This is a genomic window from Moritella dasanensis ArB 0140 (genome assembly GCF_000276805.1).
Lineage (GTDB): Bacteria > Pseudomonadota > Gammaproteobacteria > Enterobacterales > Moritellaceae > Moritella > Moritella dasanensis.
In genome coordinates this window covers 117,649-138,710 of the sequence record NZ_AKXQ01000013.1, presented here as the reverse complement: position 1 = coordinate 138,710, position 21,062 = coordinate 117,649, and the positions used below count along the sequence as shown (strand labels likewise).

Genomic DNA, 21,062 nt, shown 5'->3' with positions numbered 1-21,062 from the left:
ATGACGATTATATTACCATTTCGCCCAGATCAAGACCATAGCCAAACAAACCCTAGCCCACGTTGTCTAATCCTTAATCGCTGGATAAGACCGCCGAGCCCTGTGGCTTATCACCCGCTTGCGGCTCTTGCTCATAACTATTCTGGTCTTGGTCATAACATTGCAGCTTTAACCAACGCCCTAGCTTAAGAATATCGGTTTGCTTGGCACGGGATTTTTTATAGACAAAATAAAAATTATCACCGGTTAAGATCTCGTGCATGGGGATGCGCACAAAGTTATCTTGGCGGTCTTGATCGTTCATTAAATAATGATTCACCAAGGTGATGCCCTGTTCATAGCGCGCCGCTTCTGCCGCCATGATCATATGACTAAAATAGTTCATTTTCACCGTTTTCGGCAGACTGAATCCGCCTAACTCACACCAACGGAGCCAATCTTCACCCAAGGCGCTGTCGGGAAACACCGACTGCACCGATAATAATGGATATTGCCACAATGCCTCAGGCAGTGGTTTGTCTTGGATCTGCTGCCAGATCTTTTTGCCACACACCGGATATAAACGCTCGGCATATAACAACTGACTGACAAAGTTACGTTTCGGCGGGTTCACGGTAATAAAGCAATCTGCCACTTGATCACTGCAATCGGGTTCATCCGCCACCATGTTTAATGACAGATCAATTTCAGGATATTGCTGACGTAAATTATCCAAACGTGGGATCAACCATTTCACCGCTAACGAGCTATAAATGGCTAAGCGGATCTTGCCCGACTTGCCCTCGCGGATCTGTTGACTGGCATTGGATATATTCGCCAACGACTGGCTGACCTCTTCGTAATAACGCTCGCCCATGTCAGTGAGCGACAAGGTACGGCCTTTACGATTAAACATTGATTCACCGAGATATTCTTCTAACTGACGTACCTGATGACTGACTGCACTTTGGGTAATATTAAGTTGATCGGCAGCTTTGGAAAAACTGTTAAATCGGGCAACCGCTTCAAAACATTGCAAAGCGCGTAACGGGGGAAGTTTCATTATTAGCTCAGCTCATACTAAAAATATATTTATCATTATACTTCATCATAGCTTTTGGAATATGCTACCCACATCACACTTTTCCTTTTCAACGTCCCAGCCTTGTGTTGTTACTTTTTAGGTTAGTTTTATTCGATTTTGAAGTTACATTTTACTTAATGCGTTAAGTGTATGTATAGGAGCACACCATGCCAAAGATGACTGTCGGTTTAGCAATGACCTTGCTAATTATTGGTAACGTTATTGCCGTTTTTTCTGATGCCTTAATTAAGACGCTCTCGGAAGATGCTGCAGTTTATCAATTTGTGTTTTTCCGACAATTAACGGCAGTATTGCTCCTGATCCCATTTTGTTTAAAAAGCAGCAGAGAGAGTCTGGTTAATGGTTTGAAATGGCATGCGGTACGTGGTCACATTTGGCTACTGGGTGCGATCTTCATGGTTTATTCTATCAACTCCATGCCACTGGCTACCGCCAATGCGATCTTCTATGCAGCACCTTTAATCATGTTGCCAATGGCGATGTTATGGTTTCAAGAAAAACTCACCATCCCTTCTATTACCGCCGGTGTATTAGGTTTTGTTGGGGTATTGATTGTGGTGCGTCCAACCGAGATCGATTGGGCAGCAATGGCCGCGCTCGTGGTGGCATTTACTTTAGCCGCAAATAATTTATTGATCCGTAAACTGCCAAAGCACCAAACGGTATTTCAAACCTTATTATTAACCAATTTAGTGGGTATGCCTGCATCGTTAGGACTCACTATTTGGGAAGGTAAACCGTGGGACTTTGCACCACTATTAACGGCAGCAGGGTCAACCTTGTTTATCCTTATCTATGCCGGTTTTTGTGTCATGGCTTATCGTTCTGGCGAAGCCAGCAAAATTGCCAGTGCGGAGTACAGTGGGTTAATCGGCGCAGTGGTAGTTGGGCTTATCTGGTTTGATGAAATTCCAGACCTTGGCATGGCAATTGGTACTGCCTTTATTATTATTCCGTTATTGTGGTTAGCAAAAGTGGAAGCAAAAAATAAACGTTTAGCCGCGCAAGCTAACGCCCAGCAAGCCAGTACAGAACAAGACGGCAACAATGTGTTGGTTAAACCTGTGCTAGCGACAAGCACCACTGGCGCTTAAAATATTTATCGACCGCGATACATTATTTAATACCGCTATGCACTATTTATAACTATTATATAAAGGTGTGATAGCGGTCAAATTGCTTGGTAAATTAGAGTAAAATAGCTAACGCCAAGGGCTTTTCTTTCCCGTAAATCCCTGTGTTTGATACCGATTAAGCCATTCCAGCCGCTAAAATAAATACTAAGCTGTTGGATTTATGGGCAACTTGATTAATCTCGATCCGCAACTTAAAATTTCAATTAGATAACCCCTTGCAATGCTCACTATTGCGGGATATAGTCAGTTCAGACGTATCAGCCAAGGCGCTTGATATAGCCCTTGTAGCCAGATAACTTAGAGTATAGCCATGAGTACAACTGCGGTTGACATAGCAATATTAGGTCGCCACTTTAAAGTCGGTAGCCCAAGTGAAGAAGTCGATGAACTTCATCAAACAGCTGCTGTACTTAATACAAAGTTAGAAGAGATACAAGCGAAGACCAAGATCAAGAATTTAGAGCATTTAGCTGTGATGGCGGCGTTAAATTTTTGTCATGAACTTCGTAAAGAACGTCATAAAACAACAGAATATACAAATACCGTAGATGATCGTATTCAGTTATTACAAGAAACTATTGAACGTGCCTTGGTTGATAACAAAGTCGATATTAAAGTTGATAAAGAACCGTCTACAGTATAACCAAATAACCCTGGGGTGATTGGTATGCGGGTTATGTCCCTGAGCCGATAATCACACTTTATAGGCTTTCATTCCTGTTGCTATTGTGCAAGCTCAGCTCGTACTGAGAAGCCTGACGCAACAGCTTGAATAGCCAACCTGAACCTTCTGGTTCAGGACTAAACCTTGTAGCCGCACCCTGGGGCCCACTTCTTGTATTAACAGCAATCTATTACCGAAAGTATCCATTATCGAAAGTAACGAGTATGGGATCTTGTTTATGTCTGACCTAACACCATCGCTAGCCGTAAATCGCACCGCAATAAGACAACAAATACGCCAACGTCGCCAGCAGCTTTCAACCCAGCAGCAGCAACAAGCCGGTCGTGATCTGGTTTTACAATTCAGTCAGCACCCGCATATTCAATCCGCCCAGCATATTGCTATTTATTTACATAATGATGGCGAACTGAATACTCAAGCGGTCATCGACTGGTGTTGGCAACAAGGCAAACAAGTCTACATTCCTATTTTACATCCGTTTAGTCACAAGCAATTGTTGTTCACTCGTCTAACCGCGACCACGCCCTTAGTTAAAAACAAATACGGTATTAGTGAACCCCGACTTAATGTCACTGACGTGATCCCGTATCTGCAATTAGACTTGGTCTGCAGCCCGTTAGTGGCGTTTGATTTAGCCGGTAATCGCTTGGGCATGGGCGGCGGTTATTACGATCGCACCTTTTCCCAACATCAATTTGTGCGTGACGGTCAACAGCCGCCCTACGTACTGGGTTTAGCCCACGACTGCCAACAGCATGATAATTTACCCATTGCACCGTGGGATATGCCCATTAAAGAAATCATTACCCCGTCAACAACATTCACCTTTGCTTGATTACTTAATTGCTTAAGTGCTTAGCTGCTTAACCATATGCCATTGGCATATTAGGGGAATTTAAGTATATAATCAGAACGCAATACAACACGATCACGCGACACACCAATCAATATAAATGGATATAACATGACTCAAGATGAATTAAAAAAAGCAGCAGGCTGGGCAGCATTAGAATATGTTGAAAAAGGCAGTATCGTTGGTGTGGGTACCGGTTCAACCGTTAATCATTTTATTGATGCGCTGGGTACAATCCGTGAAGATATTCAAGGTGCAGTTTCAAGCTCAATCGCATCAACGCAACGTTTAGAAGCACTGGGTATTGAAGTATTTGATTTAAACAGCGTCGCGCAACTTGATATCTATGTCGATGGCGCAGACGAAATTGATAATGGTAAAAACATGATTAAAGGTGGTGGCGCAGCGCTAACACGTGAAAAGATTGTGTCAGCTGTTGCGCAAAAATTCGTGTGTATTATTGATGACACTAAAAATGTCGATGTATTAGGTAATTTCCCATTACCGGTTGAAGTGATCCCGATGGCGCGTTCTTACGTGGGCCGTGAATTACTTAAACTTGGCGGTGATCCGGTTTACCGTGAAGGTGTGGTTACCGATAACGGCAATATTATTATTGATGTTTACCACATGCAGATTAAAGATCCGAAAGCCCTCGAAATTGCCATTAACGGCATCGTAGGCGTAGTAACAAATGGTTTGTTTGCGGCTCGTGGCGCAGATATTGTGCTAACAGGCACGCAAAATGGCGTTATTACCACTAAATAATAATGCGAAGTTGGTGCTATCGAATAGCACCGACTCACCCTTTATCCCTGTTTTACGCATGCCTTCCTAATACCTAGCCATATCGCTTGTAATGCTCTATGTCTTTTATCAACACGCTATATTATATAAGTATAACAACCAGTTATATTAAACTATATTTGATAGATAAACATTTTTATAGTCCTAAAAGTCTAAAAAACTAAGAAAATCAAGCCCCCGTCAATCACAAATTAACTATTTTGTTTGATTTTCGTCACAAACATTCACTAATGAAAAGAAACCTGCTACTTTAGCAATTAGTGCGATTTACGGAACTAGTTTCGTTCGGTTTACAAAATAGCTAGTGCGATTTACGAATTATGTGATAAAGGAATTTACATGACCAACTTCTCTCTTCCGAAAGATAAAATCAAGATATTACTGCTTGAAGGACTACACCAAAGTGCAGTTGATACATTTACTGATGCCGGCTACAGCAATATCGAGTCGATTAAAACCGCATTAAGTGAAGAAGAACTGTGTGAAAAAATTAAAGATGTCCATTTTGTTGGTATTCGTTCACGTACTCACCTAAATGCAAACGTCATTGCAGCAGCTGAAAAACTTGTTGGTATTGGCTGTTTTTGTATTGGTACTAATCAGGTTGATCTGGCTGCCGCTCAGAAAGCTGCGATCCCTGTGTTTAACGCCCCGTTCTCGAACACCCGTAGTGTGGCAGAACTCGTACTTGGCGAAATTTTATTATTATTACGTGGTATTCCAGAGAAGAATGCAAAAGCACACCGTGGCGAATGGCTTAAGTCAGCAACGGGTTCTTACGAAGCACGTGGTAAGCAGTTGGGTATTATTGGTTATGGCCATATCGGTATTCAATTAAGTATTCTGGCTGAAAATTTAGGTCTGCGCGTTAAGTATTATGACATTGAAACCAAGCTTTCTTTGGGTAATGCGACGCAGGTTATGAACATGCAAGACTTGTTAGCGACGTCTGACATTATCTCGCTGCACGTACCAGAAACCCCACAAACGAAATTGATGATGGGCGAAGTTGAATTTGCACAGATGAAACAAAGTGCAATCTTCATTAATGCTTCACGCGGTACTGTCGTTGATATTGACGCCCTTGCTTCTGCACTGGCAAGCAAGAAAATTTCTGGCGCGGCGATTGATGTATTCCCTGTTGAACCATCATCAAATAACGATGAATTTATTTCACCGTTACGTGAATTTGATAATGTGATCCTAACACCGCACGTTGGTGGTAGCACGCAAGAAGCACAAGCAAACATCGGCTATGAAGTAGCAGGTAAACTCACTAAATATTCTGATAATGGTTCAACCTTGTCTGCAGTTAACTTCCCTGAAGTTTCACTACCGACACACCAAGGTTCAAGCCGTTTGATGCATATTCACCATAACCAACCAGGTATTCTAAGCCAGATCACGCAAGCATTTGCTGAAGAAGGTGTAAATATTTCAGGTCAGTATCTACAAACTGTCGGTGATATTGGTTATGTGGTTATTGATGTTGAAAGTGACCATGCTGAACGTGGTTTAGCTAAACTAAAAACAATTGACGGTACTATCCGCGCGCGTCTATTACACTAGGATAGACTCTATCCTAACCCTCCCTTTCGCTTTTTATAGTTAAAGCGCAGGGAATTTAAAAAGCCTGTCAGTTTACGCTGACAGGCTTTTTTTGTTTTGTGTCTTTGTTTGTTTATTTATTTAGGTATTTAGGTAAGTAGAGCGCACGTAATAACCCGGTGATCCACTGGTGTAACTGAGTTTGACTCGAGCGTTGATGCCACGCTGCAATAACCTCAAAACTCGGTAATGCCTCAGGTAATACGACTTCCACTAATTTATCATTCGGTAACATGCGTGAGGGTAAAAATGCTAAGACCCCCATCGCTTCAATACAATCTGGCGCCGCTGAAAAACTCGGTAGTGACATAATAATATTACGCTGGAAGCCCTTTGCAGCAAACCATTCATCAGCCGATCCCTTTAAGTTCGCGCGTGAAGGAGAAATAACTAATTGTGGCGCGGCAGCAATCTCTTTTAAACTAAGTCCCTTATATTCATGCGCAATCGCCTTCGGTGCAACACAAACATGCTGTTCTTCGTATAACAACATCGACGGACAAGTGGCCGGAATAAAGGCAGGAAAGGTAAGCGCTAAATCGACTTCTCCCGTGGCCATTAACTGATTTAAATTATCAGATTCAAACCGGCGAATGATTATTTTTAAATGCGGGGCGTGCAATCTAATTTGCACTAACAAAGGCGGTAAAATAACGCGCATGGCATAGTCTGATGCGCTAATTTTATAGACCCCATTTAAGCGTTGTGGGTCAAATTCTGCTAATTCAGTTAATTCACCAATGGCCATTAATATCTGTTGTATTTTTGGGGCTAGTTCTTGTGCTTTGGGCGTAGGGATAACACCATGACTACCACGAATAAATAATCTATCTTGGAATATATCACGGAGTTTTTTCAGTTGTTCACTCACCGCTTGCTGGGTGATACCTAGTTTTGTGGCTGCTTTCGTTAAGCTATGTAGTTGTAATAACGCAGCGAGTACCCGTAATTGTTTTATTTCCAGCTTGCTGATATCAGCCATAGTTGTTTCTCATACATGCTTCACTTGATTTTCATTGTACCTAAGCAAGGATATAGTTCAACTCATTAGCCCTACTATGGTAAATACCGTAATGATAACTACCACAACAATTGAGACCACAATGAAAAACGATATATTGTTCACACCAACTAAACTTGGCGCTCACGTTTTAAAAAACCGTATCGTCATGCCACCGTTAACACGTTCACGTAGTACGCAACCTAACAATATTCCGAATGAGTTAATGGCTAAGTACTATACGCAACGCGCTTCTGCTGGGTTTATGGTCACTGAAGGTACTCAAATTGAAGCGCGTGGCCAGGGTTATGCTTGGACACCGGGTATTTACTCAGATGAACAAATTGAAGGTTGGAAAATCGTCACTAAATCGGTGCATGATGCCGGCGGTATTATCTTTGCTCAACTGTGGCACGTTGGCCGTGTTTCACATACCACTTTACAACCCGATGGCGCAGCACCAATCGCCCCTTCTGCAATCAGAGCGGATAATGTGAAAGTGTTCATTGAAACAGGTCCAGGTGAAGGGGCATTAGCAGACCCAAGCATGCCACGTGAACTATCTACTCTTGAAGTAAAAGAACTCGTCGCCCTTTATGCTCAAGCTGCTCGCAACGCCATGGCTGCCGGTTTTGATGGTGTTGAATTACATTGTGCTAACGGTTATTTAGTGAATCAATTTATTTCAGAGCACAGTAATAAACGCACCGATGAATACGGTGGCAGTTTAGAAAATCGCTTACGTTTCTTAAAAGAAATCACCCAAGCGGTTGCTGATGAAGTGGGTAAAGAACATGTCGGCGTGCGATTTGCACCTCTGTTTGCCACGACTGACGATGTCCGTGTTTATCTTGGTTTAGTGGAAGAAAATCCCCATGAGACTTATATCGAAGCGATTAAAACCATCGAAAACATCGGTATTGGTTACTTGTCATTAGCAGAAGCTGATTGGGATAATGCCCCTGATTTACCTGACGCTTTTTATAAAGACGTGCGTGACACATTTTCTGGCCTCATCATGTATGCAGGTAAGTACTCGGTAGAAAAAGCCAAACATATTCTTAACCTAGGTTACGGTGATATCTTTGGTTTTGGTCGCCCCTTCATTGCCAACCCAGATTTACCAGCGCGCATTAAAAATGAGTGGTCATTCAATGACGCTGATCCGACAACCATGTACGGTGGTACAGAAGTCGGTTACGCAGATTATGCGGAATATAGCGCTTAGTTAAAGCCACTCACAACCCCACTTTACCTGCTATAACAGGTAAAACCACTTTTACACGCTATAGCAGGTAAACGGGGGGAGATAGTTTGTTTTGTCCCTTCCCTTTTCAAGGGGAAGGCTAGGATGGGGTTTGCTCTGTCCCTTTCCCTACAATCGTGCTGCCATTTTAGTAACACCATCAAATATGACTTCACTAATATGCGTAGGAAAATCGTCTGGTAATTGTGCTCTTACTTGATTAATCACTTCCGGCGTTTTAACTTTAAAATCGGTTAATATTTTTTGCATTTCAGTCTCACTAAAACCAACGGCTTTTGCTGTTGCTATAAAATGTCTCGGTAACATTTTCTGCCAATGATATTTACGCGCTTGTGAGCCTTCTTTTGATGTATAAAGACCCATTGCTAATTTAACCTTTTGAGCTCTAAGACCTGTTCCTTGCATTAATGGGTAGGTTGAAATGATGTCATACAGTGGAGTAAGCTGATAACCGCCACCCGATTTAATAAATACCGAAAAGTTTTTCGCATGTCCATCAGAAGCAGCCAATAACCAAAATAGCACCTGCGATTTCATAAACTCGCTACGATCATGTTTTGGTCTATCTGATGAGAGTAAATACTGCATGATATCTTTAATCCCAGGACCACCATCTTGCTCATACTTTCGTCCTGAATTTACATTCATCACCTGACAAAAATCTTCTTGCGGTAAACGCATGATCCATTTTTTATCGGCAGACCGTTTACGATCAAAACGTTCGACTGCAAGCGCCTTAATCCCCTCTACACTTAAAATTGAGCATTCAGCTGTATCTAATCCATATTGTTTTGCGAGCAGCATACATACCAACTCATTTTCTACACTGTCACTTAAATCAAGGGTAAAAGAATGACTTTGAATAGTACCAATAGGTAGCTTAATAATATGTGTTGTTGGTGTACTTCCAAATGGTAAATACCATTGAGAATCAATTTTAAGTAATGCTGTTTTTTCTTGTGCCCCTGCAATTGATATACGAAATTCATCTTCATCCGCAATCATGCCTAATGGTGCTGATGATTGGTAACCATTTAGAACTCTTGCGATATGGGCATCATCAAGCGCTTTACCTTCAATCTTAGTAATATCAGCAGGTAATTCATTTGGCGGATAAATTTGTAATGCTCCGACACTATCACGTCCTATTTCAGCTAATAGATCAAAAGGCTGACTTGAGTTTGCCCCATGACGTGCGACTACCCGTTCTCGGACTTGAATATTATCGGGTAACAGATTATCAAAGAAATTAAAAACTGCATCACCTTTATATGGCGCTGTTCGTAGCGGTAAGGATAATGAAATTGGTCGAGCACCTGTTTGACTTAACCAATCGCTCGAATAGGTAAATATATGGGCTCCCGTTGCCGTCTTAGCTAAAACACCAACAAGATAACCATTCATAGCAACGTTAAGCTTATCCATTTACCATTCCTCTTTCCAAGTCGCATTACTTTTAAGGTTTTCGGTTGCAAATGGTAAATTCTCACCTCGCGGTGCAACATGCAGTTCTAAATTTAGCGCAGCTAACATTTTAAATAACGTATCAAGTTTGGTGCTATCTGGGTTAAGTTCGAATTTAGACACAGTATCCTGCCTTATCCCAACTTGCTTGGCGACATCCGTTTGAGATAATGACTTAGTCTTTCTGGTATCTTGTAATGTATTTGCTAATTGTTTCGCTGAAGTAATTTTCATATTGATTACCGACCTTTACACGCTATAACAGGTAAATATAATTCTACACGCTATAACAGGTAAAGCAAGTTTTACACGCTGTAGCAGGTAAACGGAGGGGGGAAGAGTTTGCTCTGTCCCTTCCCTTTTTTAAGGGGAAGGCTAGGATGGGGTTAGTTTTAAACCTGACTTAACTGCCCTTGTTCTTTAGCGACTTGCTTATGCTGATGCCATTGCGCTAACAAGTACACACTGTTGACTTGCAGCACTAACGCGCCCAGCAATACCCAGGGTGTTTCGAAGATACCCGCGATAACAAAGCTGATTAGCGCGATACCGCCATTTAATAACGCATACGGTAATTGGGTACGGAAATGTTCATACTGGTCACAGCCTGCGCCTGTTGATGACAGAATCGTTGTTTCCGAAATAGGAGAACAATGATCGCCAAACAAACCGCCAGATAATACCGCGCCAATACTGGCATATAGCGGTGCATCAATGGCCACTGCCGTTGGTATCACCAATGGCATCATGATAGCGAATGTGCCCCATGAAGACCCCGTCGCAAACGAAATAATCGCCGCAAGCAAGAACGCCACCGCTGGTACTAACCAATTTGGGAAGCCACCCTGTGCTTGTTCTGCAATATACGCCGCAGTGCCTAAATCTTTACCGATACCACTTAAGGTCCAAGCCAAGACTAAGATGATCGCCACTTGCATCATGTTGCCCATGCCTTTTAAGTACACCGCAATACCGTCCGTTAAATTACGCACGCCGTATACCGCCATCAAAATCAATAACGTCATGGCCGCAAATAAGTATGACGTAGATAACGCCGCTCTAAATGCCGAACCCGATACTTTTTCAAACGGGAAACCCAGTGGCCCCAACATGCTAACTAATACCACAGCCATCACTAATAACGGTGCCCATACAAATGAAGGTTTAGCATTTTTATGGGTAAACGCGGTAAGTGTTTCTTGGCTTTGACCTGTAAATATGCCTTTCTGCGCTTGTGCCTCGGCTTCCGCCATTGGTCCAAAATCGAGTTTTTTAATCGCCACTAACGGCACAATGAAAATAGCCAGGAACGCATAGAACTGGAATGGGATCGCATTAATAAACGCCTGCCAATCTGAAGTCTCTAACGATAACGCCGTGAACTCTTTTTGAATCAGCCCCATGATATACACACCCCAACCAATAAATGGGATCAGGATAGCCACAGGTGATGAGGTTGAATCAATAATAAACGCTAATTTCTGACGAGACAGTTTTAGCTTTTCAAACAGCGGACGGAATACCGGACCGACAATTAATGGCGTACCGAGATCCGAGAAGAAGATAAAAATACCACCAAACCAAGCAGACAGTTGGGCTTTACATTTCGTGCTGATCCAATGCGTTACTTTTTCGGCAAAGGCTTGACCACCACCCGACTGTTCCATCAAGGCAACAAAACCACCAATGAACACTAATAACACCAATACTCCGGCGTTATAACCATCGGTTAATTGTGGCACCAAGTGGTCTTTAACCATAATACCAAACGCGTCTAAGGGTTGTAATCCATTCAGCATAAACACGCCGGTTAGCACACCTGCGAATAAACCAATCACCACATTACGCGTAGAGAGCGACAATACCAAAGTAATGATGATCGGCAGTAGTGAGCTAATATCTGTTTGTTCCATTTCGTTATCCTTCCTTGTTTACGTGTTTAACGTAACACTTTAAAATCAATTAAATATTCACTATTAATGAATATACATTCAAAACTATATTTTTCATAGCCGTATCCTTAATTTAATAGCCAGTAATAACAAATAAGGCTAAGTAATTAGAAGATATAGCTAAAAAAATAATCATTTGAATTATCATTGATTAATTACAACGGATAACGACGAACAATATTGATTAACCTTTGCTTACTTCTTTAATAATGGCTAATTCAACCCAACTGTTTGGCGCAGCCGTTAAGGTCATGATATAGCTACCCCATTCATGGGTATTAACATGGGTAATTTTTTTATCTTTATCTTCGCAAGCTAAATTGACGATGTTAGCACCGGTAATATCAGCACCTTTAATCGCTATATTCACGTTGTTACTGGAGAATAAAACCAGTTTCTCACCCCACTCGGTAATAGCAAGTTGCAAATAACCAACCCCGTTTTCATTCATTTTTAGGCGATAACCACTATCAATATTTACATTGATTTCATGCTGCGCGGCGATTTCCTTTGTCGCAGGAAGTTGCAAATCAGATTGCAGTAATTGCGTACATGCATTTGCATAATCTTGCTCGAAATAGGCATTACGCTGTTCATTGTCTGTTATCACTTTAACGTCATGGTCAGCCGCAAAAACGGGGGTATTCAATAACAGTAGTACTGACGTAAATACCACTTTATTTAACTTCATCATGCTATTTTTCCTGTGTGTTTATTGTATTTATCTTATTTATCGTATTTATCGTATTTATCGTATTTATCGTATTTATAATAGTGTTAATGGGTATTTTCATTACCACGATAGATAAACGGCAGAATGCAATTAGCCACATCCACCCTGCCAGGTAATTGCACCAAGGCGCAGAATGGCGATGCATGTTGGGTTAATTGCGGTGGCACAGGGATCGCGAGCGCCTCTAAAAAACGTAATAATTGCGAGCGCTCTAATGGCGTTAAATTGAAGCCCGTGATTAAGGGATCTTTTTGAAGATGCTTTTTGCCATCTCCTTGGTTAGCACCTGAAACCGTCAAGCGCCCACCGCGAGCATAACTGTCAATAACAGCGCCTAATGTGCTAAAGCTACCATCATGGCCCCAAGGTCCTGTGGCAGTGACATTGATTAAAGACGGGATCCTAAATTTACCATTATCTTCAATCCGCCCGCTTGTACTCTGCAAACCAGATGCGGCTGGCGGATAGATATATCCCCCCTCGGATTCAATGCCATAGAGACCGGTATTAGCAAAATCAGTCTCGCGTGCATCTGTGCGACGATTCAGCAGCACGCCACTGTGGCAAGCAGTACAATTCAACCGTTCACTTTTAAACAGCACCAAGCCTTTCTGCTGTGCTGGTGTTAGTTGGTTTATATCAGCTTGCTCAAGATAGCGATGATAAGACGTGTCTGTAGAACGGATTGTCTTTACGTATTCAGCCAACGCCTGCAATACTTTTTCCAGAGTTATTTGTGTACTACCAAAGGCGCTCATAAATAAGGGCGCGTATAGCAAAGATTCACGCTGCAGACGTGATACCAACAATTGCTCTTTCATGCCCATTTCTTCTGGGGATGTTGATAATAACGGACGTTTAATGGTTTCGGCTAAGTCGGTTAAATCACGACTGCCTTGCATATAAGTAGTGAAGTCGACAGCATTAAGTAAGGATGGAGTATTCAGTGCGGATATATTGCCATGGATATCAGGCGTCTTGCTAAAGGTGTTACTCCAACCATGGAAAGGCGAATGGCAGAGTGCACAGCTGCGGTTACCAAATTTAGATAATCTGACATCGTTAAAAAGATAACGTCCTAACTCAATCTTTGGTGCTGATACTGATGTAGGAGCGGATGCTGCAATTGCCAGTTTAGCGCCAACAATACAGCTGATGACTATCCAGCTTACACATTTAGTTATATACATTTATTTATATGTTAATCAATAAGATGAAAACGCAGAGTTTACTTAAAATATATTATCCTTCAACTACTTCCTTTTTGTTATGCGCTATTTATGGTAAAAAAAATGCCGCAGACCTGAGGTCTGCGGCATTAACAACTAACTGACTAAATAATCCGAATATTAACGGATAATTATAGTACGTCTACGCTGTTTAGGTCTTTGTGAGCTTGTTCTAGACGCGCTACAAGACTTGTTTGACCAGCGCGTAACCATACACGTGGGTCATAATGCTTCTTGTTTGGCGCATCAACGCCAGTCGGGTTACCGATTTGGCCTTGAAGGAATTCTTTCTTACCTTCGTAGTAGTCTTTGATACCTTCCCAAGTAGCCCACTGTGTATCAGTATCGATGTTCATTTTGATAACACCGTAACCGATTGATTCTTGGATTTCAGCTTCTGAAGAACCTGAACCACCGTGGAATACGAAGTTTAGAGAGTTAGCTGGTAGGCCAAATTTCTCTGAAACGTATGCTTGTGAATCACGTAGGATAGTTGGAGTAAGTACAACGTTACCTGGCTTGTATACACCGTGTACGTTACCGAAAGAGGCAGCGATAGTGAAACGTGGGCTGATAGCGTTCAGTTTTTCGTAAGCGTATGCAACGTCTTCTGGAGAAGTATAAAGTTCAGATGCGTCCATGTCAGAGTTATCTACGCCATCTTCTTCACCACCAGTACAACCTAGCTCGATTTCGATAGTCATTTCCATCTTAGCCATACGCGTTAGGTATTCACCACAAGTCGCGATGTTTTCTTCTAAAGACTCTTCAGAAAGATCTAACATGTGTGAGCTGAATAGTGGCTTACCAGTTTGTGCGAAGAATTCTTCACCAGCGTCTAGTAGTCCGTCGATCCAAGGTAGTAATTTCTTAGCCGCGTGATCTGTATGGATGATAACTGGAACACCATAAGATTCAGCCATCACGTGTACGTATTTAGCACCGGCGATAGCGCCCATGATAGAACCGCCGTGACCTTCAAGACCAATACCTTTACCAGCGAAGAATGCAGCGCCGCCGTGTGAGAACTGAATAATCACTGGAGAATTAGATTTTTTAGCCGCTTCTAATGCACCGTTGATTGAATCAGTGCTTACCATGTTTACAGCAGGTAGAGCGAAGTTGTTTTCTTTAGCAATTGCAAAAACTTTTTGCACGTCATCGCCTGTTACAACACCTGGTTTTACAACATCAAAGATCTTAGACATAATATTAGCCTTATTGTTTAAATATTTGAGTACTGAGTCATTCAGTACTAATTTTTAAAATACTTTTGCTGCCACAGTTAATCTAACTTTATATAGCGAGAGCCGTAGCAACAAAACAACGATTCGTTATGCGTTAGCCGTTTTTCGCACGTTCTTCTAACATAGCTACTGCTGGTAATACTTTACCTTCTACAAACTCAAGGAACGCGCCGCCACCTGTAGAGATATAAGAGATACCATCAGTTAGACCGAATTGGTCGATAGCTGCTAATGTGTCACCGCCACCAGCGATAGAGAAAGCATCACTTTCTGCAATTGCGCGGCCAATGATTTCTGTACCTTGTGAAAAGTTAGCGAATTCAAATACGCCAACTGGACCATTCCAGATAATTGTTTTAGCTTCTTTAATCATTTCAGCAAGTTTGTTTGCAGATTCAGGACCTAAATCGAAGATCATGTCATCATCGTTTACGTCTGATGCTGCTTTCAATGTTGCTTCAGCTGTTTCTGAAAATTCAGTTGCTACTAATACATCAGTTGCTACTGGGATTTCACATTTAGCCATTAATGCTTTAGCTGTATCAACTAGGTCATGTTCACACAGTGATTTACCAACGTTGTGGCCTTGTGCTGCGATGAATGTATTCGCGATACCGCCACCAACAACTAGCTGATCAGCAATCGTTGATAATGAATCAAGTACGGTAAGTTTAGTTGATACTTTAGAACCACCAACGATTGCTAACATTGGACGAGCAGGCTTGTCCATTGCTTTGCCTAGTGCTTCAAGTTCAGCACTTAGTAGTGGACCAGCACAAGCAACAGGTGCGTACATGCCTACGCCGTGTGTAGATGCTTGAGCACGGTGAGCCGTACCAAATGCGTCCATTACAAATACATCACATAATGCTGCGTATGCTTTTGATAGACCTTCTTCGTTTTTCTTTTCGCCTTTATTAAAGCGTACGTTTTCTAGTACAACTAATTCACCTGCGTTTAGTTCTAAACCGTCTAGGTAATCACTTGCTAGTACAACGTTATTTTCTAACGCTTCTTTAAGGTAGTTTACAACAGGCTCTAGTGAGAACTCTTGAGCGAATTCACCTTCAGTTGGACGTCCAAGGTGTGATGTAACCATCACTTTTGCGCCCGCAGCAAGTGCAAGTTTGATTGTTGGTAATGAAGCACGGATACGCGCGTCAGATGTTACTTTGCCATTTTTAATTGGTACGTTTAAATCAGCACGAATTAATACACGTTGACCTGCAAGATCAAGATCTTTCATTTTAATAATATTCATCGTTCAATCCTTAAGCTATCAATTTTATAAAATTTATTTCAATCTATTTTTCGCTAGCGTAGCGATGTAATAAGTCGTATCAAGTAGACGGTTAGCAAAGCCCCATTCGTTATCACACCAGGCTAACAATTTAACCAAGTGACCATCGCTGACTCGTGTTTGAGTGCCATCAATGATGCTAGAGCGAGGGTCGTGGTTAAAGTCTATCGATACTAATGGGGCCTCGGTATAACCCAAGATCCCTTTTAATTCGGTTTCTGCTGCCGCGTGTAAGCAATTGTTAATATCTTCGATAGTGACACTTTTGCTTACCGTAATACTCAAATCCATTGCCGTTACGTTCAAGGTAGGAACGCGCACTGCAATCGCTTCAAATTTATTGGCAAATTTTGGCAAGATACGTTCAATACCTGCCGCTAATTTTGTATCAACCGGAATAATAGAATGACTTGCAGCACGTGTGCGGCGTAAGTCGGAATGGTAAGAGTCAATAACAGGTTGATCATTCATTGCTGAGTGAATCGTGGTGATCGTGCCACATTTAATATCAAACGCTGCATCGAGCGTATTAATAACGGGCACCATGCAGTTAGTCGTACAAGATGCACCGGAGATAAATGTCTCAGCACCCGTTAGCTGTTCATGGTTAACGCCAAAGACAACCGTGGCATCAACATCCGAACTGGCTGGATGGGAAAAAATAACTTTTTTAGCGCCGGCAGCAATATGTGCTTCGGCATCCGCTTTAGTGCCAAAGATACCCGTACAGTCAAGCACGATATCAATATCATGTTCCAGCCAAGGTAAATCAGCTAACTCGGGATGACGCACTAAATGAATACAATCATTTTCGATTTGTAGAATGTTATCGCCCAGTTGCACTGAGAAAGGAAAACGACCATGCGTTGAGTCATATTGAGTTAAGTGTACTATCGCTTCAGGATCGGCGAGTTCGTTGATCACAACGATCTTAATTTCGTCCTGACGGTTACTTTCATACAACGCTCGGACAACACTGCGTCCAATTCGTCCGTAACCATTAATCGCAACTCTAATTGACATAATCGGGGTTGAATACCTAATAACAAAAAACGAACTTCATTGTAGATTAAATTTAGGCATAAGCGAATATGCTGGGATAGGAAATGTATATAAATTTCAGGAAAGCATGATCCCGCCCACAAATTTTCGTAATAAAACAACATTTCGGCTGTTTTAACCGAAATGTTGTCCTATTAGGTAATTAAGTACGTAATTAAGCGATCTCTCGGTTACGAATTAACCCTTCTTGCATAGTTGTTGCGACCATTTTGCCATCGCGGGTAAAGAAACGACCGCGCACTAAGCCACGAGAACCTGAGGCACTAGAGCTATCTACGGCATAAAGTAACCAGTCGTCCATGCGGAAATCACGGTGGAACCACATTGAATGATCTATGGTCACCACTTGCATGTTCGGGCTCATGAAACCTTTACCGTGTGGTTGCAATGCCGTTGGTAAGAAGCAGAAGTCAGACGCGTAGGCTAATAGATATTTATGAATACGGGCATCGTCTGGCATTTGACCATTGGCTTTAAACCAAATGTAGCGCTCTGGTGATGATTTCGCTTCGTTAAGCGGATCAAGATAATGCACAGGGCGCATTTCAATCGGTCTTTCACACACAAATTTGGCACAGATATCATCTGGTAACTCATCACGCAGCGATAACACATGGTCTTGTTCTGAAAGCAGGTCTTCCGGTGGTGGTACATCCGGCATGATATCTTGATGGTCGTAACCTTCACGTTCAATCTGATAAGACGCTGTCATGTAGAAAATAGCTTGGCCATTTTGAATGGCACGAATACGGCGAGTGGTAATCGAACCACCATCGCGAATTTTTTCAACTTCGTAAATAATCGGTTTTTTAACATCACCAGCACGCAGGAAATAAGAATGAAACGAATGCACCTTGCGATCGGCTGAAACGGTTTCTTTTGCTGCCGATAATGCTTGTCCCATCACTTGGCCGCCAAATACAGCGCCAAATCCTAAATCTTGACTTTGACCACGATAGATCCCTTCTTCAATGGTTTCTAACGTTAACTGTCCAAGCAGATCTTTTAATACCTTACCCATAAGTGCCTTATTTTAAATCGAAGTGACTATTTTAGTACGAGGTGAGCAACGCTACCCCTGTTATCAAAGATATTCAAGCGATAATTGCTGATATTGCAGTGCTGAAATAACATAAATTTAACTAAATTGAGCGTTTAAGCCTTAATAATCAGATTGGTAAAGAAAATAAAGACAAAAAAATACCTTGTTGTCATGTCATCTATAGAGACATAAAAACAAGGTATACTCACAAAATGTGAGAGCCCGTTACTAAGGCTAGTCTACGCCATCAATAATGCACGTAATGCGGCAAAATCATTGGCCATATCAACCGATAAGTTTGGCTTGTCGGCGCAATCGGCTAATTCTTGTGGTAAACCAATATCGCGACCAAGAATTTCTTCAACAGACTCTTTGAACTTCGCAGGATGCGCAGTACATAAGAATAAGCCGAATTCATCTTCGCCTAGCTGTGCTGCTAAACGATCATAGGCTATCGCACCATGCGGTTCACATAAGTAACCTTGCTCATCGAGTGCTACAACAGCTTGCTTGGTATCTTCATCAGATAAACAGTCAGAGGCCAACTCAGATAAGTCAGATAAGTCCCAACCTTTAACACGCGCAAGTTCTTCGATACGTGGCCAGTTGCTTGGTACGCTCACATCCATTGCATTAGAGAGTGTTGCTTGTGTTGCTTTTGGATCCCACTCACCGCTTTGTAAATAGCGCGGCACGGTATCATTGATATTCGTTGCAGCAATAAAACGCTTAACCGGTAAGCCTAATGTTTTTGCTAATAGACCTGCTGTTAGATTACCGAAGTTACCACTTGGCACAGACACCACTGTTTGAGCACGTTGTGCTTTTGGCAGTTGCGCGAATGCTTCAAAGTAATAACAAATCTGCGCCATCAAACGGCTAATGTTAATCGAGTTTGCTGAGTTAAGGCCAATCGCCTGACGCAGTTCTGCATCATCAAATGATTGCTTCATCAATGCCTGACAAGCATCAAAGTCACCATCTACAGCGATAGTGCGGATGTTACCGCCAAGCGTACAGAACATTTGTTCTTGTAAGAAACTGATCTTACCTTTTGGATACATGACGACGACTTCGATATTTTCGATACCGTAGAAAGCATGTGCCACTGCAGCACCAGTATCACCTGATGTCGCGGTTAGGATCGTGATTTTTTCGCCGCGTGCTTTTTGATCGGCGGTGAGGCGAGATAGACATTGCGCCATGAAGCGGCCGCCAAAGTCTTTAAATGCCAATGTCGGCCCGTGGAATAATTCCAATGCACTGATCTTATCGCTGATCTTGGTCACTGGCGCAGGAAAGTTAAACGCACCTTCAACAATGTCATGTAATTCTTGTTGGCTAAATTCATCACCGATCAGTGATTGTAAAATAACGCGACTACGATCAACTAGGTTCATCTCTAGTAAGGCATCAATATCGTCAATCGGATTTATTTCGCTTGGAAAGAACAAACCTTGGTTTTTACCCATGCCTTGTTTCACTGCTTGTGAAAAGCTGACTGTCTCTGCGTGATCTTTAATGCTATATAATTTCATTGTTGTTCATTCCCTAAAACATCATTGGTGCTACCTGCATGATAGACAATCATGCAGTACTTGTTTCTTTATTACTGCAGCTTATTACAACCTTTGGTTATAACTCACTACCAACAACACGTGCGCCCTGTTTATCCAGTTTACAGATGTGGGTAAAACCATCACCGTTTTGGATAAAGTTAGCGTCTAACCAGGCTTTTAACTTTTCAGCTTGGGCTAAGTCAGTCATGACGTTAAATACCGTTGGTCCAGACCCTGAGATACCGGTAGCTAATGCGCCCAGTTCTTTAGCATAGTCACGCACTTCATCAAATTTAGGAATAAGCTGTGAACGATACGGTTCTGCAATCACGTCTTTCAACATCGCCGCAGCTAGATCTTGTTGTTTGCTATAACAAGCGTGAATGAAGCCCGCTAAATGGCGACCATACGTTAAACAATCACCACGGCTGTATTCTGTTGGTAATATGTCACGCGCAGCAGCAGTCGAGATGCTAATGCCCGGATAAGCGACGACCCAATACCACTCATCGAAACAAGGCACAGATTGACTGATCACCCCATTTTCGTTGAGCATTAATTGCATGCCACCTAACGCACAAGGCGCAACGTTATCATAATGCACGCTACCACTGATTTTGCCTTCCAGTTCACCCATAAGTAACACCATTTCGTGTTCACCAAGGGTATTATCATGAAATACATTCAGCGCTTCTAGGCCTGCCACAATTGACGCGGCACTAGAACCTAAACCACTGCCAATCGGTAAGTTTTTTTCTAACTCCATGGCGATGTTTTTAATCTTCAAACCACGTTTTTCTAACGCTGCGGCATAACCAAGATAACAATCATAGATGATGTTTTCACGGTAATCATCAGGCAGTTTATGCTTAAAACGACCACTAGAGACTAAGTTAAATGCCGAGTCAGCATCGGTAATAAATACTTTATCACCGATGAGTGAGCCGTCGATCGGCGCAATCGGAAAACCTAATGCATCAAAACCTGCACTTACATTTGCTACCGATGCCGGTGCGAATACAACAATGCTCATG

Annotated in this window: 19 protein-coding genes and 1 other RNA gene; 7 read left to right on the top strand and 13 right to left on the bottom strand. The window is 42.1% G+C overall.

Going from position 1 to position 21,062, the window contains the following annotated elements:
• Positions 1-73 precede the first annotated feature (73 nt).
• Positions 74-1,042 carry a LysR family transcriptional regulator gene (locus A923_RS0112720; protein WP_017222059.1) on the bottom strand — a complete coding sequence of 323 codons (969 nt, stop codon included), beginning with the start codon at positions 1,040-1,042 and terminating at the stop codon, positions 74-76.
• A 188-nt stretch (positions 1,043-1,230) separates the two neighbouring features.
• Here A923_RS0112720 and A923_RS0112715 point away from each other — a divergent pair, with 188 nt between their 5' ends.
• From A923_RS0112715 to serA, 6 genes are all read left to right on the top strand, one after another.
• On the top strand, positions 1,231-2,178 hold the full coding sequence (locus A923_RS0112715) for a DMT family transporter (protein WP_017222058.1): 948 nt from the start codon (positions 1,231-1,233) through the stop codon (positions 2,176-2,178).
• Positions 2,179-2,530: 352 nt separating this feature from the next.
• Positions 2,531-2,863, top strand: a complete 333-nt coding sequence (zapA, locus tag A923_RS0112710; RefSeq protein WP_017222057.1) for a cell division protein ZapA — start codon at positions 2,531-2,533, stop codon at positions 2,861-2,863.
• A gap of 4 nt (positions 2,864-2,867) precedes the next feature.
• A non-coding RNA gene (ssrS, locus tag A923_RS22795) (6S RNA) lies at positions 2,868-3,052 on the top strand.
• 70 nt (positions 3,053-3,122) lie between these two features.
• Positions 3,123-3,740: a 5-formyltetrahydrofolate cyclo-ligase gene (locus A923_RS0112705; RefSeq protein ID WP_017222056.1), complete on the top strand. Its 618-nt coding sequence runs from the start codon at positions 3,123-3,125 to the stop codon at positions 3,738-3,740.
• A gap of 129 nt (positions 3,741-3,869) precedes the next feature.
• Positions 3,870-4,526: a ribose-5-phosphate isomerase RpiA gene (gene rpiA, locus A923_RS0112700; RefSeq protein ID WP_017222055.1), complete on the top strand. Its 657-nt coding sequence runs from the start codon at positions 3,870-3,872 to the stop codon at positions 4,524-4,526.
• 378 nt (positions 4,527-4,904) lie between these two features.
• Positions 4,905-6,134: a phosphoglycerate dehydrogenase gene (serA, locus tag A923_RS0112695; protein WP_017222054.1), complete on the top strand. Its 1,230-nt coding sequence runs from the start codon at positions 4,905-4,907 to the stop codon at positions 6,132-6,134.
• 112 nt (positions 6,135-6,246) lie between these two features.
• Here the strand turns inward: serA and A923_RS0112690 are convergent, their stop codons facing one another.
• Positions 6,247-7,155: a LysR family transcriptional regulator gene (locus tag A923_RS0112690; RefSeq protein WP_017222053.1), complete on the bottom strand. Its 909-nt coding sequence runs from the start codon at positions 7,153-7,155 to the stop codon at positions 6,247-6,249.
• 121 nt (positions 7,156-7,276) lie between these two features.
• On the opposite strand from A923_RS0112690, the gene A923_RS0112685 reads away from it, so the two are divergent.
• Positions 7,277-8,401 (top strand): alkene reductase, encoded by a 1,125-nt coding sequence (locus A923_RS0112685; protein ID WP_026006227.1) that lies wholly within the window; start codon positions 7,277-7,279, stop codon positions 8,399-8,401.
• A 147-nt stretch (positions 8,402-8,548) separates the two neighbouring features.
• Here A923_RS0112685 and A923_RS0112680 read toward each other — a convergent pair whose 3' ends face one another.
• From A923_RS0112680 to thrB, 11 genes are all read right to left on the bottom strand, one after another.
• Positions 8,549-9,865 (bottom strand): type II toxin-antitoxin system HipA family toxin, encoded by a 1,317-nt coding sequence (locus tag A923_RS0112680; RefSeq protein WP_017222051.1) that lies wholly within the window; start codon positions 9,863-9,865, stop codon positions 8,549-8,551.
• Positions 9,866-10,138 carry a helix-turn-helix domain-containing protein gene (locus A923_RS0112675; RefSeq protein WP_017222050.1) on the bottom strand — a complete coding sequence of 91 codons (273 nt, stop codon included), beginning with the start codon at positions 10,136-10,138 and terminating at the stop codon, positions 9,866-9,868.
• 158 nt (positions 10,139-10,296) lie between these two features.
• Positions 10,297-11,817 (bottom strand): Na+/H+ antiporter NhaC family protein, encoded by a 1,521-nt coding sequence (locus tag A923_RS0112670; RefSeq protein WP_017222049.1) that lies wholly within the window; start codon positions 11,815-11,817, stop codon positions 10,297-10,299.
• 223 nt (positions 11,818-12,040) lie between these two features.
• A complete protein-coding gene (locus tag A923_RS0112665; protein ID WP_017222048.1) occupies positions 12,041-12,550 on the bottom strand; it encodes a hypothetical protein in 510 nt (169 codons plus the stop codon).
• A gap of 83 nt (positions 12,551-12,633) precedes the next feature.
• A complete protein-coding gene (locus tag A923_RS0112660; RefSeq protein ID WP_017222047.1) occupies positions 12,634-13,779 on the bottom strand; it encodes a cytochrome-c peroxidase in 1,146 nt (381 codons plus the stop codon).
• 170 nt (positions 13,780-13,949) lie between these two features.
• Positions 13,950-15,026: a class II fructose-bisphosphate aldolase gene (fbaA, locus tag A923_RS0112655; protein WP_017222046.1), complete on the bottom strand. Its 1,077-nt coding sequence runs from the start codon at positions 15,024-15,026 to the stop codon at positions 13,950-13,952.
• A 133-nt stretch (positions 15,027-15,159) separates the two neighbouring features.
• Entirely contained in the window at positions 15,160-16,326 is a 1,167-nt protein-coding gene (locus tag A923_RS0112650) for a phosphoglycerate kinase (protein WP_017222045.1), read from the bottom strand.
• A gap of 33 nt (positions 16,327-16,359) precedes the next feature.
• A complete protein-coding gene (gene epd / locus A923_RS0112645; RefSeq protein WP_017222044.1) occupies positions 16,360-17,388 on the bottom strand; it encodes an erythrose-4-phosphate dehydrogenase in 1,029 nt (342 codons plus the stop codon).
• Between the two features lie 193 nt (positions 17,389-17,581).
• Entirely contained in the window at positions 17,582-18,448 is an 867-nt protein-coding gene (gene tesB, locus A923_RS0112640) for an acyl-CoA thioesterase II (protein ID WP_017222043.1), read from the bottom strand.
• Positions 18,449-18,708: 260 nt separating this feature from the next.
• A complete protein-coding gene (thrC, locus tag A923_RS0112635; protein ID WP_017222042.1) occupies positions 18,709-20,007 on the bottom strand; it encodes a threonine synthase in 1,299 nt (432 codons plus the stop codon).
• A 97-nt stretch (positions 20,008-20,104) separates the two neighbouring features.
• Positions 20,105-21,061 carry a homoserine kinase gene (thrB, locus tag A923_RS0112630; RefSeq protein WP_017222041.1) on the bottom strand — a complete coding sequence of 319 codons (957 nt, stop codon included), beginning with the start codon at positions 21,059-21,061 and terminating at the stop codon, positions 20,105-20,107.
• Between the last annotated feature and the right edge of the window lies 1 nt (position 21,062).